The organism is Saccharospirillum impatiens DSM 12546 (genome assembly GCF_000423605.1).
GTDB lineage: Bacteria > Pseudomonadota > Gammaproteobacteria > Pseudomonadales > Natronospirillaceae > Saccharospirillum > Saccharospirillum impatiens.
On record NZ_AUIH01000012.1, the window covers coordinates 49,996 to 75,779 of the forward strand.

The 25,784-nt window shown below is 56.7% G+C and carries 23 protein-coding genes; 7 read left to right on the forward strand and 16 right to left on the reverse strand.

Features of this window, described 5'->3' with window-relative positions:
• Positions 1 to 70 precede the first annotated feature (70 nt).
• The 6 genes from G565_RS0110225 to G565_RS0110250 form a co-directional block, all read right to left on the reverse strand.
• Positions 71 to 1,252: a vWA domain-containing protein gene (locus G565_RS0110225; protein ID WP_028670839.1), complete on the reverse strand. Its 1,182-nt coding sequence runs from the start codon at positions 1,250 to 1,252 to the stop codon at positions 71 to 73.
• A 6-nt stretch (positions 1,253 to 1,258) separates the two neighbouring features.
• Entirely contained in the window at positions 1,259 to 2,104 is an 846-nt protein-coding gene (locus tag G565_RS0110230) for an AAA family ATPase (protein ID WP_028670840.1), read from the reverse strand.
• A gap of 564 nt (positions 2,105 to 2,668) precedes the next feature.
• Positions 2,669 to 3,328 (reverse strand): hypothetical protein, encoded by a 660-nt coding sequence (locus G565_RS0110235; RefSeq protein ID WP_028670841.1) that lies wholly within the window; start codon positions 3,326 to 3,328, stop codon positions 2,669 to 2,671.
• 353 nt (positions 3,329 to 3,681) lie between these two features.
• Positions 3,682 to 4,572 carry an NAD-dependent protein deacetylase gene (locus G565_RS23740; RefSeq protein ID WP_245584163.1) on the reverse strand — a complete coding sequence of 297 codons (891 nt, stop codon included), beginning with the start codon at positions 4,570 to 4,572 and terminating at the stop codon, positions 3,682 to 3,684.
• A 250-nt stretch (positions 4,573 to 4,822) separates the two neighbouring features.
• Positions 4,823 to 5,620, reverse strand: coding sequence for an acyl-CoA thioesterase (locus tag G565_RS0110245; RefSeq protein WP_028670842.1), 798 nt, complete (start codon positions 5,618 to 5,620; stop codon positions 4,823 to 4,825).
• Positions 5,621 to 5,656: 36 nt separating this feature from the next.
• The gene (locus tag G565_RS0110250) at positions 5,657 to 5,968 is read right to left on the reverse strand and encodes a putative signal transducing protein (RefSeq protein ID WP_028670843.1); all 312 of its coding nucleotides are present in this window, start codon (positions 5,966 to 5,968) and stop codon (positions 5,657 to 5,659) included.
• 179 nt (positions 5,969 to 6,147) lie between these two features.
• Between G565_RS0110250 and G565_RS0110255 the strand changes: the two genes are divergently transcribed.
• Positions 6,148 to 6,984: an ion transporter gene (locus tag G565_RS0110255; protein ID WP_028670844.1), complete on the forward strand. Its 837-nt coding sequence runs from the start codon at positions 6,148 to 6,150 to the stop codon at positions 6,982 to 6,984.
• Between the two features lie 264 nt (positions 6,985 to 7,248).
• Here the strand turns inward: G565_RS0110255 and G565_RS23745 are convergent, their stop codons facing one another.
• Together G565_RS23745 and G565_RS0110265 are read right to left on the reverse strand one after the other, a co-directional pair.
• Positions 7,249 to 7,872 carry a 3'-5' exonuclease gene (locus tag G565_RS23745; protein WP_169579639.1) on the reverse strand — a complete coding sequence of 208 codons (624 nt, stop codon included), beginning with the start codon at positions 7,870 to 7,872 and terminating at the stop codon, positions 7,249 to 7,251.
• A complete protein-coding gene (locus tag G565_RS0110265; protein ID WP_028670845.1) occupies positions 7,865 to 9,730 on the reverse strand; it encodes a DUF294 nucleotidyltransferase-like domain-containing protein in 1,866 nt (621 codons plus the stop codon). Before G565_RS0110265 ends, G565_RS23745 begins: the two co-directional genes overlap by 8 nt.
• A gap of 187 nt (positions 9,731 to 9,917) precedes the next feature.
• On the opposite strand from G565_RS0110265, the gene dctP reads away from it, so the two are divergent.
• The gene (dctP, locus tag G565_RS23750) at positions 9,918 to 10,877 is read left to right on the forward strand and encodes a TRAP transporter substrate-binding protein DctP (protein WP_051207752.1); all 960 of its coding nucleotides are present in this window, start codon (positions 9,918 to 9,920) and stop codon (positions 10,875 to 10,877) included.
• Positions 10,878 to 11,061: 184 nt separating this feature from the next.
• On the opposite strand, the gene G565_RS0110275 is transcribed toward dctP, so the two are convergent.
• Positions 11,062 to 11,253 (reverse strand): PA3496 family putative envelope integrity protein, encoded by a 192-nt coding sequence (locus G565_RS0110275; RefSeq protein ID WP_028670846.1) that lies wholly within the window; start codon positions 11,251 to 11,253, stop codon positions 11,062 to 11,064.
• A gap of 260 nt (positions 11,254 to 11,513) precedes the next feature.
• Positions 11,514 to 14,243: a putative bifunctional diguanylate cyclase/phosphodiesterase gene (locus G565_RS0110280; protein ID WP_028670847.1), complete on the reverse strand. Its 2,730-nt coding sequence runs from the start codon at positions 14,241 to 14,243 to the stop codon at positions 11,514 to 11,516.
• Positions 14,244 to 14,414: 171 nt separating this feature from the next.
• Here G565_RS0110280 and uvrD point away from each other — a divergent pair, with 171 nt between their 5' ends.
• Positions 14,415 to 16,580, forward strand: a complete 2,166-nt coding sequence (gene uvrD, locus G565_RS0110285) for a DNA helicase II (protein WP_028670848.1) — start codon at positions 14,415 to 14,417, stop codon at positions 16,578 to 16,580.
• Position 16,581: 1 nt separating this feature from the next.
• Entirely contained in the window at positions 16,582 to 17,097 is a 516-nt protein-coding gene (locus G565_RS0110290) for a DNA-deoxyinosine glycosylase (RefSeq protein WP_028670849.1), read from the forward strand.
• 190 nt (positions 17,098 to 17,287) lie between these two features.
• Here G565_RS0110290 and ppk1 read toward each other — a convergent pair whose 3' ends face one another.
• The 3 genes from ppk1 to G565_RS0110305 all read right to left on the reverse strand — a co-directional run bounded on the left by ppk1 (position 17,288) and on the right by G565_RS0110305 (position 20,198).
• Positions 17,288 to 19,369, reverse strand: a complete 2,082-nt coding sequence (ppk1, locus tag G565_RS0110295) for a polyphosphate kinase 1 (protein ID WP_028670850.1) — start codon at positions 19,367 to 19,369, stop codon at positions 17,288 to 17,290.
• Between the two features lie 119 nt (positions 19,370 to 19,488).
• Positions 19,489 to 19,740, reverse strand: a complete 252-nt coding sequence (locus tag G565_RS0110300) for a hypothetical protein (RefSeq protein ID WP_028670851.1) — start codon at positions 19,738 to 19,740, stop codon at positions 19,489 to 19,491.
• Positions 19,737 to 20,198: a GNAT family N-acetyltransferase gene (locus G565_RS0110305; RefSeq protein WP_037338693.1), complete on the reverse strand. Its 462-nt coding sequence runs from the start codon at positions 20,196 to 20,198 to the stop codon at positions 19,737 to 19,739. The genes G565_RS0110300 and G565_RS0110305 overlap by 4 nt, the downstream gene beginning before the upstream one ends.
• Positions 20,199 to 20,548: 350 nt before the next feature.
• Here G565_RS0110305 and G565_RS0110310 point away from each other — a divergent pair, with 350 nt between their 5' ends.
• Positions 20,549 to 21,823, forward strand: a complete 1,275-nt coding sequence (locus G565_RS0110310; RefSeq protein ID WP_028670853.1) for an O-acetylhomoserine aminocarboxypropyltransferase/cysteine synthase family protein — start codon at positions 20,549 to 20,551, stop codon at positions 21,821 to 21,823.
• 293 nt (positions 21,824 to 22,116) lie between these two features.
• Here the strand turns inward: G565_RS0110310 and G565_RS0110315 are convergent, their stop codons facing one another.
• Positions 22,117 to 23,016, reverse strand: coding sequence for a LysR family transcriptional regulator (locus G565_RS0110315; protein WP_028670854.1), 900 nt, complete (start codon positions 23,014 to 23,016; stop codon positions 22,117 to 22,119).
• Between the two features lie 140 nt (positions 23,017 to 23,156).
• Between G565_RS0110315 and G565_RS0110320 the strand changes: the two genes are divergently transcribed.
• Together G565_RS0110320 and G565_RS0110325 are read left to right on the forward strand one after the other, a co-directional pair.
• On the forward strand, positions 23,157 to 23,864 hold the full coding sequence (locus tag G565_RS0110320) for an NAD(P)-dependent oxidoreductase (RefSeq protein ID WP_028670855.1): 708 nt from the start codon (positions 23,157 to 23,159) through the stop codon (positions 23,862 to 23,864).
• 123 nt (positions 23,865 to 23,987) lie between these two features.
• Positions 23,988 to 24,647: a peroxiredoxin gene (locus tag G565_RS0110325; RefSeq protein ID WP_028670856.1), complete on the forward strand. Its 660-nt coding sequence runs from the start codon at positions 23,988 to 23,990 to the stop codon at positions 24,645 to 24,647.
• 250 nt (positions 24,648 to 24,897) lie between these two features.
• On the opposite strand, the gene G565_RS0110330 is transcribed toward G565_RS0110325, so the two are convergent.
• Both G565_RS0110330 and G565_RS0110335 read right to left on the reverse strand, forming a co-directional pair.
• Positions 24,898 to 25,089 (reverse strand): DUF3185 family protein, encoded by a 192-nt coding sequence (locus G565_RS0110330; protein WP_028670857.1) that lies wholly within the window; start codon positions 25,087 to 25,089, stop codon positions 24,898 to 24,900.
• A 131-nt stretch (positions 25,090 to 25,220) separates the two neighbouring features.
• Entirely contained in the window at positions 25,221 to 25,697 is a 477-nt protein-coding gene (locus G565_RS0110335; protein ID WP_028670858.1) for a GNAT family N-acetyltransferase, read from the reverse strand.
• Positions 25,698 to 25,784 lie beyond the last annotated feature (87 nt).

The window sequence follows — 25,784 nt, forward strand, 5'->3', positions numbered from 1 at the left end:
TCCATAACCTCGGTGTGTCGCGGTACGTCTTTACCTTGAGTATACCCCATGCCAACCCGGGAAGGCACCTTCAGGCTTTGCCGCTGAGCGCGGCTATCCCCTGGCTCAAACCGTCCACCGTTAACGGGAACATCCGACCTTCAATCAACTGGCGCACCATACCGATGCTCTGGGTATAGTCCCAGTATTCCCGACCAATCGGATTGAGCCAGACACTGCGCTTGAAATGTCTGCGCAACCGCTCAAACGACACGGCACCCGGCTCCTCATTCATGAAATCGATACTGCCGTATGCGGCGGCGATTTCATAAGGGGCCATGGCAGCATCGCCGACGAAGATGACTTTGTAGTCAGGCCCGTACTTGTGCAGCACGTCGCCAAGCGGGGTAATCGCCTGCCGACCCAGGCTGTTATCGTGCCAGACGTGATCGTAAATGAAGTTGTGAAAATAGAAGTGTTCGAGGTGTTTGAACTCGTTACGACACGCAGAAAACAGGGTTTCGCAGATGCGTACGTGATCGTCCATCGACCCACCGACATCCAGAAACAACAAGACTTTCACCGCGTTGTGTCGCTCCGGCCGGGTTCGGATGTCGAGCATGCCGGCGTTGCGGGCGGTGTAACGAATGGTGTCGTCGAGCGCCAGTTCCTCGCGGGCACCGGTGCGCGCGAACTGGCGCAATTTACGCAGCGCCATCTGGATGTTGCGGGTACCGATCTCGACGTTGTCGTCGAGGTTGCGATACTGACGCTGCTGCCAGACTTTGGCCGCGCGCCGGTGTTTACCGGGCCCGCCAATGCGAATGCCCTGGGGGTTATAGCCGCCATGCCCGAAGGGGCTGGTACCGCCGGTACCGATCCAGCGATTGCCACCTTCGTGCCGGCCTTCCTGCTCCTTAAGTCGTTCTTCCAGTGTGGCCAGCAATTCATCCAGACTGCCCATGGCGTCCAGTTCGGCTTTTTGCTCGTCGGTCAGATCACGTATCAGCTGCTGGCGCAACCAGTCTTCGGGCAGATCGACGTCCAGCGGGTTGGGCAAGGTCTCCAGACCTTCGTAAAAGTCGGCGAAGGCGCGGTCGAAGCGATCGAACTGGGTCTCATCCTTCACCAGACACAGACGCGCCAGTTCATAGAAGGCGTCCAGGTCAGCCGAACCAAGCCCGGCGTCCAGCGCCTCCAGCAAGGTCAGCAGCTCCTTGGGTGTCGCATTGACGCCGTGCTGGCGGACGGTGGTAAAGAAACGAATCAGCATAACGATTCAGCGCTCGCGCCGGCTCATAAAAGCCAGCCGCTCCAGCAAGTGCACGTCCTGTTCGTTTTTCAGCAAAGCCCCGTACAAAGGTGGCAACGCCTGTCGAATATCCCCTTCCTTCAACGCATCGGCCGCCAGGCGGTCGCTGACCAGCAACTTGAGCCAATCGATCAGTTCTGAGGTAGAGGGCCGTTTCTTCAGGCCCGGTACGTCCCGAACCTGGAAAAACAGCTGCAAGGCTTCACGCACCAGCCGGGACTCGATCTCGGGAAAATGCACATCAACAATGGCCTGCAACGTCTCGGCATCCGGAAACTGAATGTAGTGAAAGAAGCAGCGTCGCAAGAAGGCATCCGGCAGCTCCTTCTCGTTGTTGGAGGTAATGATCACTACCGGGCGCTGCACGGCCTCGATGGTTTCGCCGGTCTCGTATACATGAAACGCCATGCGGTCCAGCTCGACCAGCAAATCATTGGGAAACTCGATGTCGGCCTTGTCGATTTCATCAATCAGCAACACCACCCGCTGCTCGGCGGTGAAGGCTTCCCACAGCTTACCGGGGCGAATGTAATGGCGGATATCATGCACCCGGTCATCCCCCAGTTGGCTGTCGCGCAAGCGCGACACCGCATCGTATTCGTACAACCCCTGCTGCGCCCGAGTTGTTGATTTAATGTGCCACTGCACCAGCGGCATACCCAGAGCAGCGGCAATCTCTTCAGCCAGCAACGTTTTGCCGGTACCCGGCTCTCCCTTGACCAGCAGCGGTCGCTGTAAGGTAATGGCGGCATTCACAGCGCGCTGCAATTCGCCAGTGGCAATATAACGATCGGACCCGGAAAACGTCGACATTCGATAACCTGTACAAAGCGGATGTGCCACGAGTGTAGGCCGAGCCCGCTCCAGAATAAACGGCTGGTGCGTCAGCACGTCGCTCAAGTTGGCAATCGGGTTGGTTGCATGTGGATTGTTTACTGGTTGAATCTAACCATTGGCAGTCTGTGGGCTGCCTGGGAGGTTGCCTCTGCTACCTCCGTTGCCTTGACTTGGTTGCCAGTGGGCCGCGAGGGCACCGGGTACGCCTCCAGCGGGTCGCTGCAAGTACATCCATGTAAGCTCGGCGGTCCCCATCCATGGGGACCGACGCCCCGCTGGAGGCGCACCCGATGCCGTCGCTGGTCTGATATGTCGATTCAAGATTAAAATTTAAACCACTGGGATTAGTGACCGGTACCGGGTGTGGTTGTCCGGGGTAGTCCGCAGCAGGGATGCTGCGGACTACCCCATGGATGGGTTGAGTGGGCGGCATTCCGCACGACCCCGGAGGACCGTACCCGGTGGCGGTCACGCATTCTGCCACCGAATAAAATTCAGCCACCAAAGTTCAACCACCCAGGCCAACCATAGGCAATAAACTCAAGTGTTGGCCAGGTAACTGCGAATGCCGGCATTGGTTTCCGAGCCAGGGGCCAGGCGGCTGGCGATGAGCATCACATCCATGGCCTGGGTCATGCGATAGCGGTCGGCATCGCTCAGGGCGGCGGCATCCGGGTCGCTGGCCAGGGATTGCTCCAGGCGTTGTTGCAGGGCCTTGTATTGAGGGGCGTTGGCCAGGGGAGAGGAGGCTTTCAGGTCGGTCAGGGCAGCAGAGGTCTCGTTGAGGAGCAGCGCCAGATTGCCGTCTTCGGGCACGGTGCCGGCCAGCGCTTCGAGGTCCTGCTGCAGGTCGATGATCGCTTGCGGGCCTGCGTCTTTAACCGCCGGCTCAGCACCCGGCGCTGACTGCCCCAGCAAGCCTTCGGCCTCGCCCGGGCTGATGAATTCAAACTCCTGCAGGCGACTGATGAAGGCCGCGCTGACTTCGAAATCGGGGCCGGTGATGGTGAACTCTTCATTCAACGCCGCCAGGCGCTCTGCGCGCGAGCTGAAGCTGGCACTGTCATCACTGGTCTCAGTGGCCGATTCAGCCTGAGCAGTTTGAGTAGGCAGTGTCGTGGAGCCAACCGCTGTACCCTGTCCGCTGACGTTCTGGTTAGCCCCGGTAGACGACACTGGGATTAGAGGTGAAATGGCCATCGTTTGCATCCTGTCTGGAGTCCGGAGTGGACCATTGCAAAGGCTATTCCAGATAGGCGGAGCCCGCGCTATTAGCCGCTTTACTCGTATTGTCAGTTAACGCTCTGCAGGTTCGACTCAAGTTAGCGGCGAGGGATTGCCGCTTAGAATCAATCGCCAAGTAGACAGATCACAGCCAGGGAGCCGGGTACTGTCCTCCGGGGCAGTCCGCAACAGGGATTTTGCGGCCTAGTCTCCATGGATGGATTGAGTGGGCGGCATTCCGCACGACCCCGGAGGACAGTACCCGGTGCCGTTCACGAATTCTGCCACCAAATGGAATTCAACGTATTTGGATCAACCACCCAGACCAATTACTGGGAACGCGACCAACAAGCCAAGGTGTCGCCTATGGGCGCGTTCAGGGTCAGGTCCATCAGGGCGTCGGCCCGGGTGGCGCCGAGGTTGAGGGTTGCCATGGGGATGTTGGACTGGTGAGCGTGGCGGCAGAAGCGGTAGCCTGAAAACACCATCAGAGAGGAGCCGATGACCAGCACGGCATCGCTGGCTTCCAGAGCCGCCATGGCATGTTCTACCCGGGTTTTGGGGACATTGTCGCCGAAAAAGACGACATCCGGCTTTAAAATACCCCCGCACTGCGGGCAATCAAGCACGGTAAATTGACTGAAATCCAATTCGAGGTCGGCATCACCATCCGGGGCCGTTTCGGCCGAATAGCCGCAGTAGGTCGGGTTTGCCTGGCGTGACCGATCGTGAACCTCCTCGCGCAGACACCGGTAATGGCAACTCATACAGACCACCTCGTCGGCACGACCATGCAAGTCCACAACCCGCTCGCTCCCGGCTTTCTGATGCAGCCTGTCGACATTTTGAGTGACCAGTGCCGACACCTGACCTGCTCGCTCCAATGACACCAGCGCCTGATGAGCCTCATTCGGGGCGGCGCTTTGCATCACCGGCCAACCGATCAGGCTGCGACCCCAATAGCGCTGGCGCACCGGGTAACGGGTCATGAAGGCCTGATGTTGAACCGGTGGGCTGCGTTTCCAGCCTCCCTTGTCGTCACGGTAGTCCGGAATGCCCGACCCCGTGCTGATGCCCGCACCGGTGAGGATAAACAACCGGGGATGTCGTTCGATGAAATCAGCAAGTTGCTCCGCCGCCTCCCCGACTGCCAGTACCCGGGGGTCACGGCTGGACGGTGGCATGGCAATGCTGCGAAACCCGGATTCGGTTGCCCTCATGGTGCCATTCACTCCATTAACGTCTAACAGGCTGTTAAAATTCGCAGTATTTCGGCGGCCTGCTACCGGAACATGGACGTTCCGGCAAAATTAATGACTGTTAAGTCGTTGATTTTGCGAGATAAACAAACATCGCAATGTTTGGTTCTCGTGTGTTGAAAAAGGCAGGAAGCCTTTTTCAGCAACCAGCTAAGTGTCACATTCAATCGTCGGCTGTACTGTCAACCTACGCAAAACACCCTCAATCCGGTCACGCAAACACGGTAATGGTTTGACGGCTGATGGCGACCAGATCGCCCCGGGCATTCCAGATATTGGCCTCGGTATGGCCGTAGCCTTCGCCAGCCTGGCGCGTTATCGCGCGATACCCGAACCAGGCATCCGCCGGTACGTCGGCGTGGGGGTGCAAAAACTCCAGGTTCCAGGCCAATGTGCTGGCTGGGGCTGGTTCTTTCAGTTGCTGCAACAAGGTCGGTGGCCAGGCGTCGATCAGGGTAATCAGGTGCGCATCGGTGAGCGCTGCCGGAGCTTCCCGGAACGCCATGAAGCCACCGTGGTGAGAAGTATCGGCGCCGGTGAAGGCCATGTTGCCGTCAATCAGATTAACATCAATATGTTGAAAAAACTGAGGGGTAACGTTGGGGATAAACGGCAGACAGACAGGGCTCTCTGGCCGGCTGAAAGGCGGCGTTTCGGTGTTTTCAACGCCCGTGACGGAGGCTCGGGCCTGACCAAAGCTGGCCAGCAAAGCGACCCCCACCTGCCCCTCCTGCACCACCCGTGCCTCGACCTGGGTGACGTTTTTACCTTCGCGCAGCACCTCAACCTGAAACCCGAACGGCGTGTCGGTCGCCACTGGCCCGACAAAGCTGATGCTCATGGAACGCAATACCCGGTCTACTGGCACCGAGGCGCGCATCACCTGATACGCCAGACCGGCTGACAAACCGCCGAATACCGTGCGCCCCTGGCCCCAACTGTCAGGGACGGTCATCGTCTGGCCGTTATCGCACTGCCGGGCCTGCTGCAAAAGCTCATCTATCGTCATAACAGTGAATCCTTAGTTGGCCAAACCGGCCTGTTGTTATCGTTGTGGCGGTTCAGCGCCGCACGCCCAACACAGCTCAAAGCTGCCGGCATTGCGTTCGCCGCACTGGCTACAGAACCAGTCGGCCTGTTCGGCCTTGGCGTCTGCCTCATCAATCAGCCTGCGAGCCTTTTCCTCATCGTCATCTTCAGCCACCCAAAGTTCAGGCCAGACATCAATGGGAGCCAACTCACCCATGGCACCCACGGCAAATTCATTGCGCACTTCGCAGCCGATCCCGCGGGACTCCAGTAAATGGCGCACATGGATCACGGCAAAGTGGTTTGGGTGAGTAAACACCAGCTTCATGATTCCTCCGTTAGCGAGTTATTGAGAAGGGCCTCTGGCCACTCAAGGGCCAGCTTAGGGAAGGCCGGGTTGCGGCGCAATGCAGACGCGATTTTTTCACATTCAAAGGACAGGACCATAGGATGCACTGCACAGGCGCCGTATAATCCCCCCCCTTAATACACTGGAGTCCCTGCACTATGCCTGGCGTGTCTTCCCAATCCCTGGCGGCACAATTGAAGCGGGTCGAATCGAGCCGACTGTTTCAGATGGTGGTGATCAGCATCATTATTTTGTCCGCCATTACCATCGGTGCTAAAACCTACGACTTGCCACCGCTGCTGAGCCGGGCTCTCTCGGTGATGGATTACGCCATTACCTATTTTTTCCTGGCAGAAATCCTGTTTCGCTTTGCCGTCTGTGAAAACAAGAAACGCTTCTTTCGTGATGGCTGGAACCTGTTTGACACGCTGGTAGTGGTCGGTAGCCTGATCCCGCTCGACAACGCCGATGCGGTATTGATTGGTCGTCTGCTGCGCGTCTTTCGGGTCTTACGCCTGGTGTCGGTGGTGCCCGAATTGCGCTCGCTGATCAATGCGCTGCTCAAGGCCATTCCGCGCATGGGCTACATCGCCTTACTGATGTTCATCATCTTCTACATCTATGGTGCCATTGGTTCACTGTTTTTTGCCAACATCAATGAATTCCTCTGGGGCGATGTCTCCATTGCCATGCTGACGCTGTTCCGCGTCGCGACCTTTGAAGACTGGACGGACGTCATGTACGAAACCATGGCCGTGCACCCACTCAGTTGGGTTTACTACCTGACCTTTATTTTCCTGACCGCTTTCGTTTTTTTAAACATGATGGTCGGTGCCATTCTCGACGTGATGACGGCTGAACAGAATGCGAGTTCACAGGAGCAGGCGCACCAGGAACGCCATGACCTGGCCGAACAAATGAACCAGATGCAGGCGCAGATGCAGCGGATGGAACAATTACTGGAAGAAAAATCGAAACCCAATTCAAACCACTAAATACAGTTTTGGTGGTTTGTTTTGATTTAGTGCCTGTCGCCCGTTTCAGGCACCGTCAGTGCCTCTCCGGGGTCGGGCGGGATGCCGCCCACTCAATCCATCCATGGAGCCTAGATCGCATAACATGGATCCCTTCCGTGGGATCCACCCTCCGGGCTCGCTGCGCTCATGCTAAAACGCTCCTGGCGTTTTAGTCCATGCTGCGAACTACCCCGGAGAGGCACTGACGGCACCTGAAACTCACCTGATTGCCAGTATCAAATTCTAAAACAACCGCTTCAATTTCCGATCAGTCAGCCCGGTATCGCGACGGGATTTAACCTGAGCAAGAAATAATTCGGCCGTTGCCAGTGCATCGCTGAACGCATGATGTGATCGATAGTGCGGCAGACTGTAACGGTGACGACAGGCATTCAGGTTCAATGTCGCATGGGTGCCGAGCCGATCGGGTGGAACCCGGCGCTTTTCATAAAGCATGGTGTCGAGTGTTTCGGGTTTGGGCCAGTGCACACCGAGACGCTGGCTGTGCAGCTTCAAAAAACGCAGATCAAGCGGTGAATGGTGCATGACCCAGATATCCTGATGGTGCTGCGCCAGTTGCTGTTGCAACCAAAGCTTCAGGTCCACTCCTTGCTCGCGTTGCTGGTCGGTAATGTGATGCACATGCGCGCTGTCACGCACATCGTCGCCCATCAGGGCGCTTTGTTTGAACAGACAATACCCTGCCTGGTCCAACTGGATGACGCCGCCTTCAATGCAAACCCAACCCGCGCTCAAAATGTGGCTGTCGAGCGGATCCAGGCCGGATAATTCCAAATCCAGCACCCAGTAACGACGGGACTCCCAGGCGTCACCCTTTCGAAAAAAATGGTTGATCCAGTTAACCAAGCTGACCTCGCGCAAAGCGTTGCAAGGCCAGTGACTGGGCGCGCTTGATGGTCGCAAAGGCGTCTTTCAGATGCGCCCGTGTCAGTGAGCTTAGCGTATCCGGGTCGACAAAACTGGTCGGTTCTTCACCATTGGCCAAAGCATTGCTCTGCCCCTCGATGCGCAGATGCGCGATCAGCGACCAGGCTTCGATCAGGCTTTCCGCCAGTTCACTGTCGATGCCTCCGGCGGCCTTCACAGCCAACAAACGCTCTTGCGTATTGGCTACGGTAACGCCCGAGGCCAGGGCGTAGACCCGGGCCAGGTCGTTGACCAGCGCAACACCGCGATGTTTCAAATCCAGCACATCGTCCTGCTCACCGCTGCTTTTCAGCACAAATTGCCGGAAAAAACCCAGCGGCGGGCGACTGCGCACGGCTGTCTGCGTCAGCATGGCAAGAAAGATATCGGATTTGGGGGTTCGGGCGGCCAGATGCGCCTGAATCGGATCGAGCAGGCTGGCATCGCCATCAATAACCCGCACATCAAAGAAGATGCTGCTATTGAGCAGGGCCTCGGGCGTGGGTTCATCGATCCAGTCGTCGAAAGCCGCCTGCCAACCAGCAACACTGCGTCGCCAGGTCGGGTTGCGCGCCATGATGTCTCCCGGGCACAGTACATAGCCACAGCGGTCGAGTGCGACACAGACCCAGTCGGACAGGGCTGCGAAATAATCCGCTTCTTCCGGTGTCGGTTCGCGCGCCAGAATCAGGGCGTTATCCTGATCGGAGGCAAACGTCTGGTCCATCCGCGCCTGGGAACCGAAGGCCAGCCAGGCGAAACGCATCGGCGCATCACCGACTTCCAGCTTGGCCAGCCGCAGGCATTGCTGCACAAAGGCATCGCCGATGGCTGCCAGAATATGACCCATTTCATAGGGGCTGGTATCAACCTGGACCCAGTTGTGGATCAACCGGGGAATGCGGTGGCGCAACTCGGCCAGGGCGTCGAGTGATGACTGGCGCTGAATATCATTGATCAGATAGAGTGGCGACACCTGCTGTGCCCGCACCAGATCGGTCGCGGAGATCATGCCCACGGGCTTGCCTTTTTCCATAACGGGCAAGTGGTGGATCTGTTGCTGCGTCATCAATTTTTGCGCATCGAACAGCGGCGCATCGGCATCAATGGTGGAGGGTTCGTCGGTGGCGATGCTCGATACCGGCAGGGTCAGATCCATTCCCTCGGCGACGGCGCGGTTGCGCAAATCGCGGTCGGTGACGATGCCAGCCAGGGCCTCACCATTCATCAGCAACAGCGACGACACCCGGTGCTCCCGCATGATGCCCGCGGCCGCCTTGATGCTGATGTCACTCTGGCCAATCACCGGCCCCAGGTGGGCAAACTGTCGAACCGACTGGTTCAATGGTTGTTCAAACCGGGGCTGTACATCACGATCAAGAATCAACCGGTTCTGGCGATGGCGTTGTTCACTGATCTGCTGAAAGAACTGGCGCATCGGCTGGTATCGTTCACACAGCGACGTAAAATCCTCGCTCGACAACTTGAACACCAGGGCATCTTCGATGGCGAAGACCCGTATGCCTCCGGTATTGCCTTCGAGCAACGTATTAACACCAAATATTTCGTGCTCACCCAGCCGGTCAATCAGTTCATCGTGCTGGGTTCGCAGTTCAAACGCACCGGTGCGAATCAGATACAGGTAGCCGGTCAGTGTCAGCGCCGATTGTTGTTGCCGGGGCACATAGTCGATGCTTAGCCGCCGGGCGACTTCCGACCGTTCTTCAGGGGAAAGCGCTGAAAATGGCAGAGTCCGGGCCAGAAAATCCACCACGTCATGCAAGTCATCGCTGTTCATGGCCCCTCCTGTCTGCGGGCGGCGTATCGGTTGGCACTGTTTGCAATCTACCATGGCTGCCCCGTTTTTTCGCCGTCTTGGGAATAGAAAGCGGTTACGACCACTGGCGATCTATGTCGCCAGTGCCATCCAGCCGTAACAAAACGCCCCTATGCTGTGCGCTTTGAGCACACCAGGGGGGAACATCATGCCGGTTTACACCGTAAGCCTTATCGCACTGCCAGCCGTTTTTTACCGGGCGTTACTCTTGCTCAGCATCAGTCTCGGGTGCGTTCCACTGACAGCCGAGACGTTAAAGATCTCAACGCTCTACCCACCGGGTTCCGCGCCCGTGCTCAGCCTGAATGCGTTGTCGGCTGAACTGGAGAGCGCCACCCAGGGTGGGTTGACGTTAAAGGTCTACCCCGGCGGGGTGATGGGAGATGATGCTACCGTGCTGCGAAAAATGCGCATCGGGCAATTGCAGGGGGCCCTGGTAAGCAGTAGCACACTGGAAGCTCTGGACGTCGACATCAATGACCTCAGCCAGCCGTTTCAGTTCGACACCCTGGCTGAAGTGTATCAGGCGCGGACCTCCTTTGACGGAACGGTGCGCGAGCGCCTGGCCCGTCGCGGCTGGCATGGCTTTGGACCGTTGGACGGCGGGTTTTCCTACGTCATGTCACAACAACCGGTCACCGATCTAGCCGGGTTGCGTGCCAGCAAACTCTGGCTGCCCAATACCGATACGATCCGTGAGCTGAGCCAGCAGATTCGGGTGGATTACCAGGTACTGGGCATCGCCGATGTATTGCCCGCCCTGGAAACCGGCGCCCTGGATGCGCTGATCGCACCACCGAGCGCGGCTCTGACCTTGAACTGGCACAGCCGGGTTAGCTACGTAACCGGCCAGCCAGTCGTCTATACCTGGGGAATGCTGGTATTGCCAGAACGCAGCCTGGCCCGGCTGTCGGTCGATCAGCAGGCTGCGGCTCATCGGGTTCTCTCGCACTGGGCCGAACAATTGGACGAACAGATGCGCGACAGCAACCACTCGGCGGACCAGGCTTTGCGCCAACACCTCACCGAGGTGTCAATCGCGCCCCCCTCGCTCAGGTCGATTCGTGAGGAATTAGGCCAACGAATCGCATCAGGTAACGGTTCGTAACACAGAGTGTAGGATTGGGTAACAACAAAAGGCGGATGCTGCGCCCGTGAGTCTGCCATGGCCACCAACCGGCGCACGACTCGACGGAAATACGCCGCTGGCAAAAGACAGTCAGGAGACCGCTCTGCCTTTTGCCAGCGGCTGTTTCAAGCCGAAATCCATCACCAGCGACAATCGTGGCTGCTCAGAACAACTCCAGATCCAGGTCGTCGAGGTCAGTGCGCAGGCGCTGTTGCTCCATATGGTCTTCAATGGCACGACGAGCGGCCAGTCGACGGTGATTATTGGACCGTTTGTTCTCGCTGGACTCCGTGGGCTTATGCAACTGATTGTCTTCAATATTGGCCAGTTCAAGATCGAACAGGTTGACCGACATAAGTTGAACTCCTTAGGGCGACTGCCGTTTTCTTATTGTTGATCGTTTTGAAACCGGGTGTGGTTCGAAGGAGCATCCGTTCACAGAAGTGCCCGCTGGCGCCGAACCGAGCGACATACTATTCGCTCTGTATGGCAATTCAGTGACGCCAGTCTAGGTCTTCATCGAACAGGGAACGACTCGCAACCGAGGCTTGCCTATGCAGTTTATATGCCCAAATTGGTAAGGTACTTTAAGCCCAAAGCATGTCACGACGGATATCAGTGCACTTGAATGGGTGACGCCGCCAGCTGCATTTGGTGGCGTTGCTTCACCAGCGCCAGGAGGGTATCGGCCGACAATGCCTGACTGACCAGGCCCCCCTGGGCTATATCGCAGCCCAGTTTTTTAAGCATCCGCAATTGCGCCGGCTGTTCAACCGGGCTGGCGACGACGGCCAGGTTCAAGCTGTGCGCCATCTCGATCACCGCCTTAAGGACTGGCTGCTGGCCTTTGGCGACCGCCTCCCGCACCAGATTCTGCGCCAGGCTCAGAGCATCGACCGGCAAGTGCTTCAGATGACTCAGCGACGACTGACCCGCCCCAAAGTCACCCAACACCAGTTTCACCCCGAGCCGTGACAGCCGGTCCAACACCCCGCGCACGTGGGTTACATCTGCCATCAACTGGCTTTCGGTCACCACCAGTTCGAGCGCGTCGCTGGCCAACCCCGTTTGGGCCAATACCGCGCTGACCTGGTCTACAAAGTCATCGTCGTCAAGCTGATTGCTGGCCAGGCGCAGCGACAGACGCACCGTTTCACATCCTTCTCGCTGCCAGCGCACTGCCTCAGTGCAACTCTGACAGAGATACCAGTACTGCAGCGACTGACCCAGCCCGACAGACTGAGCCATCGACAACAGCACATCCGATTCCAGTCGACCGTAAACCGGGTGATGCCAGCTGACGCGGGCGTCGACGCCCTCCAACCGCCCACTTTCCAGGCGAGTGCGCGGCCAGAAATCAAGACGCAGCAATTGCCCGTCAAGCGCTTGTCTGAATTCCCGGGCCCAGGCGTCACCCAACTGCGGCAACCCTGGTGGATAAGCCGCATGGTAATTGATGCCATTGCCTCCAGCCGCGCTGGCCTGAATCATTGCCTGCTGCGACAGCGTCAGCAGGGTATCGATGTTATCGGACTGCACCCGACACACCCCGATGCTGGCGGTCACCGACACCACCTGATCGTCGATCAGCATCGGCCGGGCCACTTCCTGCAACAGCGCATTCAAGCATTCCTCCAGTGTCGTCCGGTCGCCTTCGTATTCAAGGAACAGTCCAAAGCGGTCGCCGCCGAGCCGCGCTACCCAGCGCAGCGGGTCGTTCTGGTTGGTCAGCCTGGCAGCGACATCGCGCAACAACTGATCACCGGTATCGGTTCCGACATGACGGTTCAGCGCGGCGAAGTCGTCCAGATTCAGAATGGCGATGGCATAGTGATCGGGTAACAAGGGTTCATGCTGGTGAAACCCGGACAGCAACTCCTGAAAAAAGCGCCGGTTGTAAACACCGGTCAGCGCGTCGTAGGCATCTTTGTCGGTTGGAATCAGGCCATTATAGCGCTGCGACAAATCCTGGCAGATACCGAGAAAGTGGCTGATGCTGCGGTCTTTGCTGCGCACGGCGGTCAGCGTCAACAACACTTGAATGCGGCGCGAACCACTGACTCTGATCACCAAATCGCCATGCCAGCGGCCATTGTTCAACAGCGCCTTGGCTATGTGCTGCGACTGATGAGTCGGCATAACCGCAAACAGATCACGCCCCAGTAACTGGCTTTTCTGCATGCCCACGATCTGGCTGAACATTCGGTTCGCCGTTTTGAAACGCTGATCCCGCCCGAGCACAAACACCCCGTCCGAGCTGTTGTTAAACAGCGAGGCCGACAAACGCAATTCCTCACGCTGGCGCATATCGCTGCTGATGTCACGGCGTGTACCCACCATGCGCACAGCCTGACCCGTAGCGGAACGTTCAATCACCCGGCCACTGTCTTCCAGCCAGACTGGCTCGGCGTCATTGTCCGTCAACAAGCGATAGCGGGCATGGTAAAAATCGCTGCGCCGGGTCAGGTGAGCCGACAGTGCGCGTTTGACCTGACAGCGGTCATCCGGATGCACCCGCGCAACCAGATTGACACCATCTTCAGCACTGGCCGTCTCACCGAAGAACCGATGCTGATCCGAATGGTAGACACGACGGGCCGTAATATCCCAGTCCCAAAAACCGATGCCACTGGCGGTCATTGCCAGGTTCATTTGTTCTTCATGCTTGATCAGCGACTGATTGACCTGTTTGCGCAACGCAACCTCTTCCTGCAGGCGTTCATTACTCTGGTGTAACGCCCGGGTGCGCTCCCCGACAGTGGCTTCCAGAGTGTCGCGGTTGCGCGCCAGTAACGCATTCAGCCGCTTGTTGACCAAAGCGCGGCGAGTAGCGCGACGCGCCATCAAATGCCCCTGCCAGGCTCCCAGCAGCACCATGCTCATCAGTGGCAGGTGCACGTCGATCAGGGTTTCGGTCGGCAGTGGCGGGCCAACAAACATGGGCAGTACCATCACCGGTGCCCAGGCAGCCAAAAACGCGCGCCAATGCGCATACAGCGCGATAGACGCCATTCCCACATAAGCAATTGAGAGCGTCAGGCACAGCCCGCCATAGTGAGCTTCATACCCCCAAACAGAAGACTGCAGCGCCGTCATAACCACCACGGCTGGCATAACCCTGAAACCTGTGACCTTCTCTTGCCAGAGCAGCCCAAAACGGGACAACGCCAGACCTGCCAGCGCCAACACAACAATCAATCCGCCCACCAGCAGCATATCCGGCCGACTGGGGTGCACGGCTGTGCACACCAGTCCCATGGCCAGTGAAGACACCCACAGCAAATTACTGTGGCGCAATACCTGGCGCTGGCGCTCCTGACGAAAAGAATGGCTGACCGACTGCATGTTCAATCCCGACTGGTTTGGGGGGAGTATAGACCAGTCACTACTGGCCGCAGGGCGAATCGACGCAAAGCAACCAGCCTAAGACTAAAGGGCTACAGGCACAGTGCCCATCCACAAAGCGGCATGCCTTCTGGTACACTACCCCTGTTTTTTTGTACAGTGACCTTGCCGATGAGCCTGAATGCCCTGCTAGACCAACTCAACCCCGAACAACGCCAGGCCGTAGAGAGCGATGCCCAGCACTTGCTGGTACTGGCCGGCGCCGGCAGCGGCAAGACCCGGGTGCTGACCCACCGTATTGGCTGGCTGATCGCGGCAGGCCTCGCATCGCCCTACAGCGTGCTGGCCGTCACCTTTACCAACAAGGCGGCCCGGGAGATGCGGGGCCGGGTCGAAGAGTTGCTGGAAACCCCGTCGAATACCCTCTGGATCGGCACGTTTCACGGCCTCGCGCACCGCCTGCTCAAACACCATAACAAGCTCGCCAACCTGCCCGACAATTTTCAGGTCATGGACAGCGACGATCAGTTGCGGCTGGTCAAACGGCTACTGGTCGATCTTGGCATTACCGATGAGCGCGTCCAGCCCAAGCAGGTGCAGTGGTTCATCAACGGCCAGAAAGACGAAGGCCGCCGCGCCGAATTCGTGCAGTCACATGGCGACTGGTACCAGGAAACGCTGAAAAACATCTATCTGCGTTACGAAGAAATCTGCCAGCGCAGCGGCCTGGTCGACTTCGGCGAACTGCTGTTGCGCGCGCATGAGCTCTGGCTCCACAACCCGGAGTTGCTGGCGAATTACCAACAGCGTTTTACCCACCTGCTGGTCGACGAATTTCAGGACATCAACACCATTCAATACGCCTGGCTACGAGTGTTGGCCGGCGACAAACTCAGCCTGACCATCGTCGGTGACGACGACCAGTCGATTTACGGCTGGCGGGGTGCTAAGGTCGAAACCATTCAGACCTTCAATCAGGATTTTCCGGGCACTCACATGGTTCGCCTGGAGCAAAACTACCGATCCACCGCGACCATTCTCGATGCCGCCAACGCTGTCATTGCCAACAACCCGGCCCGGCTCGGCAAAAGCCTGTGGACCGAAGGTGACCGCGGCGATCCGATTCGCCTGTACGCCGCCTTCAATGAGCAGGACGAAGCACGTTACGTCGCCGATGAAATCAACCGGCTGATCGAGAACGGCACCAATGCCAACACCATCGCCATGCTGTACCGCTCCAACGCCCAGAGCCGGGTACTGGAAGAAGCGCTGATTCACAGTCAGATTCCCTATCGCATCTACGGCGGCCAGCGCTTTTACGAGCGGCTGGAAGTCAGAAACGCCGTCGCCTATTTGCGCCTGGTACTGAACCGGCAAGACGATGCGGCGATCGAACGCATCATCAATGTACCGACGCGCGGCATTGGCAATAAAACCATCGAAACCCTGCGCGTGATCGCACGGGACCAGGGGTATTCTCTGTGGGAAGCCTGTTTATCGGCCCTGGAAAATTCGGTGCTGCCCAAGCGCGCTGCCAACGCCCTCGAAGACTTCATGCTGCTGATCGCCGACCTGGAAAAAATCGTCACCGATCAGGAAGAGCTCGGCGACATGGTCAAGGAAGTAACCGCCGCCTCCGGCCTGATTGAGCATCACGAAAAAGAGAAAGGCGAAAAAGGCCGGGCCCGTGTCGAAAACCTGCAGGAACTGGTCTCTGGCGCACAAAGCTTTGCCGGCAACGACGAAGCCGACACACCGGTTGCCTTGCTGGCTCAATTTCTGGGGGAAGCCTCACTCGACGCCGGCGACAGCCAGGCAGACGAGTTCGCAGACAGCGTGAACTTAATGACGCTGCACAGCGCCAAAGGTCTGGAGTTCGACCATGTGTTTCTGGTTGGCCTGGAAGAAGGCCTGTTTCCGCACAAAATGTCGATGGACGATGCCTCGGGCCTCCAGGAAGAGCGGCGACTGGCCTATGTCGGCATTACCCGCGCCCGCCAGATCCTGACCCTCACCTACGCCGAAAGCCGCCGGCTCTATGGCTCGGAAACCTTCAATTCCCTTTCGCGCTTCGTACGCGAAATTCCCCAGGAATTACTGACCGAAGTGCGGCTGCGCTCAACCGTCAGCCGCCCGGTCAATTTCGGACTGCAACAAGACATGGCGATGGACCATGCCGGTTTCAGCCTGGGCCAGCGCGTACTGCACCCCATGTTCGGTGAAGGCACTCTGATCAACGCCGAAGGCAGCGGCGCCCACGCCCGGGTGCAAGTCTCGTTCGACGACGGCAGCGAACGCTGGCTGATGATGCAATACGCCAAACTCGAAGCGGTTTGACGTGGCCGGCAGCACCATCAACAGTTTTGCGCCGGTGGAACCCGGCCAGGCCCGGGTACTGATCATCGGGTCGATGCCGGGCAAGGCGTCGCTGAACGCGCACCAGTATTACGCCCACCCGCGCAATGCCTTCTGGCCTATTCTCGGATACTGGCTTGGGTTCGATGCAGCGCTGCCTTACGAGGAACGACTGAACCAGTTGACCCAACGTCATATCGGTTTATGGGATGCGCTCTACCAGTGCGAACGCCCTTCAAGCCTTGATGCCGACATCGTAAAAACCAGTATCGTACCGAATGACTTTGCCGGTTGGTTTGCGCGACACCCGCAAACACAGGCGGTACTGTGCAATGGCGCGGCGGCATTCGATAACTATAGCAAGAAAGTTCTGCCAACACTGAGTACCGCCGACCAGGCCCTGCCTCTGCACAGGTTACCCTCAACCAGCCCGGCACACGCCAGCCTCAACTTCGAAGAAAAGAAAGATCAGTGGCGGATACTACTCGACTATTTGTAAGTCACGAATCAGAATTGGCGTCCAATTGAGTGTCAGGCGCCGGGTGTGCCTATCTGGGGTAGTCCGCAACATGGATGTTGCGGTCTAGGCCCCATGGATGGGTTAACGCCGATCGAGATGTCGCACCACCCAGATAAGCACATCCGGTGTCTGACACGGACTCCTGGCACCCAAGAAACATTGGCCGAGCTCATGGCGCCAAACTACCCGAACCGATGGCTTCTTCGAGTAGCATCATCTGCGCCGACAAGGGGTCGTGACCGTTCGGTTTTTGCTGGCGATAGCGACCATCGGCTTCAAGCTCCCAGGCTTGCAGATTGTCGGTCATGTACAACTCCAGATCCTTGATGACCTTGTCGCGCAGTTTTTTGGTCACCAGCGGGAAACCGGTTTCGACGCGGTGAAACATGTTGCGACTCATCCAATCGGCACTGGCGAGAATGACTTCAGGGTCATTGTCGTTGTGGAAGCAGAACGCCCGGGTGTGCTCCAGAAAACGACCGACGATGGAACGCACCCGAATGTTCTCCGAGACACCTTTGATGCCGGGCCGGATCTGACAAATACCGCGAATAATCAGGTCCACCTGAACACCCGCCTGACTGGCCTCATACAGCTTGCGCACCAACTGCTCTTCGTACAGGGAATTCATCTTCAGCAATACCCGGGCCGGCTTGCCGGCTTTTGCCAAGTCGATTTCACGTTCAATCTTACGCATCAGGTTCTTATGCAAGGTAAAGGGCGACTGAAACAAACACTCGAGCTTACTGACTTTGCCCAGGCTGGTCAGTTGCAGAAACACCCGATAGACATCATCACCGATCTGTTTGTTGCAGGTCATCAATCCATAGTCGGTATAAATTTGCGCGGTTTTCGGGTGATAGTTGCCGGTTCCCAAATGCACATAATGGCGTAACTTTTCACCTTCGCGCCGGGCAATCAGCAGCATTTTAGCATGCGTTTTATACCCGACGATGCCGTATACAACGTGAATACCGTATTCCTGTAACCGCTCGGCCAATGCCACATTGGCCTCTTCGTCGAACCGGGCCAACAGTTCAATAATGACCGTCACTTCCTTACCCGCTTTGGCCGCCGACACCAGCGCTTCCACGATGATCGAGTTCACCCCGGTGCGATAGAGGGTTTGCTTGATGGTCAGAACTTGAGGGTCTTTCGCTGCCTGGCGAATCAGATCCACCACCGGCATGAACGAATCGAACGGGTGGTGCAACAGAATATCGCCTTTGCGAATGGCATCGAAAATGGTGTCTTTACGCTTAAGAACCTTGGGTACCCGGGCATCAAAGGGGGTGTACATCAGGTCAGGCCGATTGACCTGGTCGATCAGCGTTGCCAGGCGATTCAGGTTAACGGGCCCATCCGCCCGGTACAGGTCAACCTCGCTGATCTCAAACTGCTTGAACAGAAACTGCACCAGTTCATCGGGGCAATTAGCGGCCACTTCCAGCCTGACCTCATCACCGTATTGGCGGTACACCAGCTCGCCTTCAATGGCGCGACGCAGATCGCCGGTTTCTTCTTCATCGACAAATAAATCCGAATTGCGCGTCACCCGGAACTGGTAACAACCGATCACGGTCATGCCGAAAAAGATTTCGTCCATGAAATAGTGAATGATTGACGACATGAACACGTAATCGTTCGAGCCTGACTGGGTTTGCTCCGGTGGCAATTTGATCATATCGGGTAGGGCGCGCGGGCATTGCACGATGGCCTGTCCGCTGTTTCGGCCAAAAGCGTCTTTGCCATCGAGTTTGACGATAAAGTTAAGGCTCTTATTCAGAATGCGCGGAAACGGATGCGCAGGGTCCAGCCCGATCGGGCTCAGCAAGGGCAGCACTTCATGCTCAAAGTAGTACTGCAACCATTGGGTCTGCATGTCGCTCCAGTCTTCACGCCGAATCACCCGAATATCGTGCTCCGCGAGCAAGGGCAACAGGGTTGCATTCAGTGTTTCATATTGGCGCTGCACGAGGTCATGGGCTCGGCTCGCAATCTGGTCAAGCTGGGTTCGCGGAGATATGCCCTCTGGCCCCGTAACCATGGAGCCGGCCTCAAAACGCTCTTTTAAACCGCCCACACGAATTTCAAAAAACTCATCCAGATTGGTGCTGGATATACAGAGAAACCGAAGCCGTTCCAGCGGCGGAATCTGGTCGTCCAGAGCCTGTGACAGTACCCGGTCGTGAAATTCCAGCAATGACAGCTCGCGATTGATGAAATGCTCGTGCGTAATTGGTTCAGCCATGACCCACCTCTGATTCAGACGCGATCAGTGTATGACAAAACTGTTGCAGAGGTGTGACAGACATCAGGATTTACGCTTTCCCTTCGGCCAGGGCGGTTGGCTGAACGTTCAGGCAACGGCTATTCCGTAGGAAGATAAACACCATTGGCGACGTTATTCAGGTGGATCTGGACTTTCTGGCGCTCCTTTAGAGCTTCCAGCCCCTGGTTAAATGCCCGGTTCAGTGCCTCGCCTCTGGGGCTGCGGGTGAAAATCAGGCGATAGGGCCAGGTTTCAATGGGTGTGGGATCGTAGCTGATGTCGTCTAGCCGGTCGGGGAAGTATTGCAGAATGTGCAAGCCCAGCATCGTGGGCTGTGCCAATCGGTTCATTTATGGGGCGAGTCCAATTCCAGAACCTCATCGCCGTTGCCCAGTGTTTGGCCACTGGGTACCCAGCCCAACCGCCGGTAGAAACCATGCGCTTTTACCGTGGCATTGCTGTCCGCGGACAACCATATCGGATGGGTGCCGCCCTGCTGTATTGCATCAACAACGTTACCCAGCAACTGCTTACCAATGCCCTGGCCTTCAAATTCCGGCAAAACCGCCAGAACCAGTACTTCGCCAGTGGGTAGGTGACCCGTACAAAAACCGACGACGTTCGGACCACTCAAACACACCCAACTGCACAGCTGACCGGTTTCCAGACCCTCAACCGTACTGGCATGAGTGACCCCCATCTCAGCCAGCCGGGCTGTGGAAATGGGGTTTTCTCTTGTCTTGCTGCGAACATCAAACAGCGCCGTCACGTCACCATTTTCCGTTTTTCTGAAGTGCAATGTCGTCATGGGAATCCCAACGATTGTAGGCTGGTCACTAGCCAATAAAGCTACCAAAGGAATACCTACATTAACCCATGTGGGTGTTCCGGAAAACGGAGTAGGTTCTGCCATTAGCGGTCACACCCTGTATTCGCTTGTGAAATTACTCGCCCAAGGTACCATGCCTGTACCCCTTTAACAGGCTGCCGGGGTGCGTTGAGCGTCAGCGGCCTGCGTCCGGAACTGGATGTTCCGTCGAAATCGATTGCCGCCAGGTCATTGATTTCGGGAGTAATGCAAACATCACACTCTTTGCTATCTGTGTGTTGAAAACGGCAGGAAGCCTTTTTCAACAACCCGCTAAAAAGGATTCATACATGAAACGCGAAACCATTGCTCTGCACCATGGCTACGAAGCCGACAACCAGAACGCCGTTGCCGTACCCATTCATCAAACAACGTCTTACTCCTTCGACAGCGCCCAACACGGGGCGGACCTGTTTGACCTGAAAGTCACGGGCAACATCTATTCACGCATCATGAACCCAACCTGTGCCGTGCTTGAACAACGAGTCGCTGCGCTGGAAGGAGGCATCGGTGCCCTGGCGGTTGCCTCCGGCATGGCCGCCATCACCTATTCGATACAAACGATCGCCGAAGCAGGTGATAACATTGTCTCGATCAGTGAACTCTATGGCGGCACATACAACTTGCTCGCCCACACCCTGCCCCGCCAGGGCATTGAAACTCGCTTTGCCGACAAAGACGACTTTGCAGGCATTGCGAAGCTGATCGATGAACGCACCAAAGCCGTTTTCTGCGAGTCGGTCGGTAACCCTTCAGGCAGTGTGGTTGATATCAAACGCCTGGCCGACGTCGCTCACGCGGCAGGCGTGCCATTGATCGTCGACAACACGGTTGCAACGCCTTTCCTGTGGCGGCCCATAGAGCATGGTGCCGATATTGTGGTGCACTCAGCGACCAAATACATGGGCGGCCATGGCACAACGGTTGGCGGCGTCATCGTCGACTCCGGAAAATTCCCCTGGGCCGATCAGCCCAAACGCTTTGCGCTGTTAAACGAACCGGACGTGTCTTACCACGGCGTCAGCTACACCCGCGATGTTGGGGAGGCCGCCTTTATCACTCGAGCCCGGGTTGTGCCTTTGCGCAACATGGGCGCAGCCTTGTCGGCACAGGCCGCCTGGAACATTCTGCAAGGCCTGGAAACATTGGCACTGCGCATTGAGCGCGTTTGCGAAAACACCCGGAAAATTGCCGAACACCTGCAACAACACCCGCGTGTAAGCTGGGTTAACTACGCAGGCCTGCCTGATCACAAAGACCATGCCCTGGCGCAGCAATACATGAACGGCACGGCCTCTGGGATTCTCAGTTTTGGCATTGTAGGGGGCCGCGAAGCCGGTGCCCGATTCTACGACGCCCTTGAACTGATCTTGCGCCTGGTCAACATTGGCGATGCAAAAAGCTGCGCTGCCATCCCCGCATCCACCACTCACCGTCAATTGAACGACGAAGAGCTGAAAGCCGCCGGCGTTAGTGCCGACATGGTTCGACTGTCGATTGGTATCGAGCACGTTGATGACCTGATCGAAGACATCGACCAGGCACTGGAAAAGTCGGCCAGTTAAGGGTTTCGGGCTTACAAAACCCACCCAAACCGGGCGATGCGGAACACGCATCGCCCAAGCCCTGAATAAACGCGTCTCAACGCGACCGCCCAGGCAATGCGATGAGTCCTGAAGGACTTTGCCGTCGCAATGATGGATGAGGCGGATTTGTCACACCACATCCATGAAGCGTTTACCGTCGGATACTAACCGGCATTTTAAACACCCCTGAAGGCAACGTTCGGGTCTAACAGGAACATTCCCGCTCCAATCGCCAGTGGCAGAAATCCATGGGTTTTCAACAGCCAGCAAAGCTATCGACCCTGTTCATGAGTAAAGTGGGCAACGATAGCATCAAATACTTTGCGAATAGGCCGGCTAGTGCGCAGCTCCCGATGGCACACCAGCCAAGCATCGACCTCTACGGGCTCTAAATGATTGGGAAAAGCCCGGCTAACGCCCTCCAGGATGTCGCCAACGTGGTCTGGTAACAGGGCCAGACCCAGCCCCTGCCTGACCAGCTCGATCTGAGCAATCTGACTTTGACAATAAAGCGAAATATCAGACTCGCTAACATCCCAGCCCTGCTCCTGATAAAAATTCAACAAGGGGTCACCTTTACCGAACCCGATCAGTTTAAGGTCGGTTGTTTCATCAGGCGCTTGCTGACCGTATTGATCAACCAAACACTGACTGCCGTATAAGCGCACCCGCTCGGTGTCTATTTTGCGAATGATCAAGTCTTCCTGCTCCGGGCGCTGATAGCGAATCGCGATATCGGCTTCGCGTTTCTTGAGGTCACTTATCTGGTTCGAGACAATCAGCTCAACCCGAATATTCGGTGCCTCTCGCTTTAACTTCGCAAGCATGCCCGGCAAACGGTAGATGGCATCGAGTTCAGTGACAGAGACACTGACATCCCCTTCATCGATCTGAGTCTGCCCCTGTGCTGCCATCGAAAACTGGGAGGCAGCCTCACCCATTGGCCGCACTTGCTCAAACAGCGCCTGGCCACTGGCCGTGAGAGCCACTCCTCGCCCGACTCGCTCAAACAATGTAACGCTCAGCGCTGCTTCAAGCGCCCGCACCTGCCGGCCGAGGGTTGGCTGGGTTGTGTTCAGCGCTCTCGCTGCGGCAGAAAAAGAGCCTTCAGAGGCGACAATGTAGAACGCTTTGGCCTGATTCCAGTCGAATGTCAGATGTGTCCATTTCATGCAGTAGGCCCGGCTTTCTGTCTCGTTGTGTTGGCTGATTGTCGGCTTTTTTGTATACCCGCTGTGCATTTATAGCCGATTTAATCGGCCTGAGTGAAGCGTAGACTGCCCGCTTCGCTTAAACGGACGCAGGACAAACGATGCACGCACTGATACTGGGAGGCACCGGCGCTGTCGGCCGACTGACCCTACAACACCTTCTGGAGAGGGGCCACCGGGTAACCGCCCTGGTTCGCCGCCCGGACGCACTTTCGGCGCACCCGCGGCTTGACCGTCACCAGACCACCGCTCTGGACTGCGATCAACAATGGCTGGCTGAACTCATGACTGACGTGGATGTGGTCATCAGCTGCCTCGGGCATCGCGTCACCTTCTCAGGCATGTATGGTCAGCCGAGAAAGCTCGTTCGCGACAGCCTAAGGCGGGTAATGACGGCGATGGCTTCAACCGGGCGGCGGGCAAATATCATTTTGCTGGGCTCCAGTGGCTGCTCAAACGGCCTGCTCAACGAGCAACACCCCCTGCAAGACCGACTGGCCATAAATCTCATCCGCCATCTGGTGCCGCCGCACTCGGACAATGAACAGGCGGCTTTGTTATTGGCCGAACAACGCAACAGCAACCCGGCACTTGAATGGGTGGTCGTTCGTCCCGACACGCTGACCGACGAAGCCAGTGTCACGCCCTATCAGACGGTGCCATCCCCCCTGCGCAGCCCGATTTTTAACGCTGGAAAATCCAGCCGCATCAATGTGGCCCACTTTATCGGCTCACTGGTCAGCGACACGGCAGCCTGGGCGCGGTGGCGACATCAAATGCCCGTCCTCTACAACACACAAAGCGACTGAGGTGAGAAAAACGATCTAAAGCTATGACAACTCGCACTAACCGAGCCTAGGGTCTCCGGTTGAAATAAGGCGCTCTGGCACCGATAGACTATGACGTCATCTAACAAAACAGGGAGACTGACTATGTCACTGCGAATAAACGCCGTTGCACCGAATTTTACAGCCCAGACCACTGAGGGCGAAATCACCTTCCACGACTGGATCGGCGACAGCTGGGCGATTCTTTTTTCCCACCCCAAAGATTTTACCCCGGTATGCACCACTGAGCTTGGCTACATGGCCGGCCTGAAACCGGAGTTCGACAAGCGCAACACCAAGATTATTGGGCTGAGTGTCGACCCGATCGACAACCATGCCAAGTGGGCCGAAGACATCGAAGAAACTCAGGGACACAAACCCAACTACCCGATGATCGGTGACACCGAACTGGAGGTTGCCAAGCTGTACGACATGCTGCCAGCCGATGAAGAGGGCAATAGCGACGGGCGCTCTGCGGCCAACAACGCGACGGTGCGCTCAGTGTTCATCATTGGGCCGGACAAAAAAATCAAACTGCTGATGACCTACCCGATGACCACCGGTCGTAACTTTGATGAGATCCTGCGCGCACTGGATTCGATTCAGCTTACCGCCAGGCATCAGGTCGCCACCCCGGTTAACTGGAAAGACGGTGAGGATGTCATCATTCCGCCGGCCGTTTCCGACGAAGAAGCGCAAAAGAAATACCCTCAGGGCTACCGCACACTCAAGCCCTATTTGCGCATCGTCAACCAACCCAAATAACCTGAACTTTACCACGAGAAAAACCCGGCTTTGCCGGGTTTTTTGGTATCTAACAGGCTGTTAAGGAGCCTCTGACGTCAACACACCACATCCGGAACATCCACCTTACAGCGAAACCGATGCCTGCTAACTCAGCAACTGCGAGAAAGGAAACAATTACGCGCTTTGCTTTCGGTGTTTGAACAAAAGCAGGTAGCCTTTACCGACCACCTGCCAGGAGCAACCATGCGAACGCAGCGACTGAACCGGGTTACTTTATTTTTAACAGGCCAATCAGGATGCAAATACCGCCACCAACCATACCAGCCCAGGCTTCCAAAGGCGCATCGCCACTCAACGCTCGCGTTACCTGAGAGGCGGCAGAGTCATAAACACTATACCCCCAAACGGCCAAAGCCACGCCAACGACTAACAAAATTATACCGATGTATTTATTTTTCATGATTCAACCCAAGTTTTGAACAACGATTAAAGTGTACTTCAGCCTAACCTAACATAATGAAGATCTGAGTTGCCTGGCGCAATGATCCTCCTAATGGCCTGATGGAGCCAACGACCTTCACCTAACTGCGGTTATTGCGCAAACGACACCAGTGCCGACCCTTCGAAACGGTAGTACTCTTTTTCCTGCACTTGCATTGCGCCAATTGACTGATAAAAATTCCCGGCATCGGGGTTCGTTGACTCCGCTGTCCAGTCCAGTCGATAACAACCATTGTCCCTTGCCAGTTTCGCCAAGTGCTTCATCAAACTCACGCCTATTCCCTGACCTCTCGCTTTCGACGAAATGAAAAGATCCTTCATATACATTTGGCCAGACAGCTTTGGCGCAGGGTACATGATGGTGAACGTCGCGAAGCCGAGTACTTGAGACCCTTCATAAGCGGCAATGGCTTTAACGCCAGATTGCTCGGAAAACACTCTCTCCTCAAGGTAACTTTTTAGCTCATTATCTGACGCCGCTTGCTCCTTGAAGTAATACTTTTCAAGTTCAATGAACAGTGGGAGCAGATCCAAACACCTGCTTTTTGATACCGCAATAATCTTCATTACAACTCCGTCGGCAATGTCGGCAATAGGCTGCCCAGCAGCGTGCTATGACTCCTAAAATGACTACCATTGACGTTCCCTCTTTTG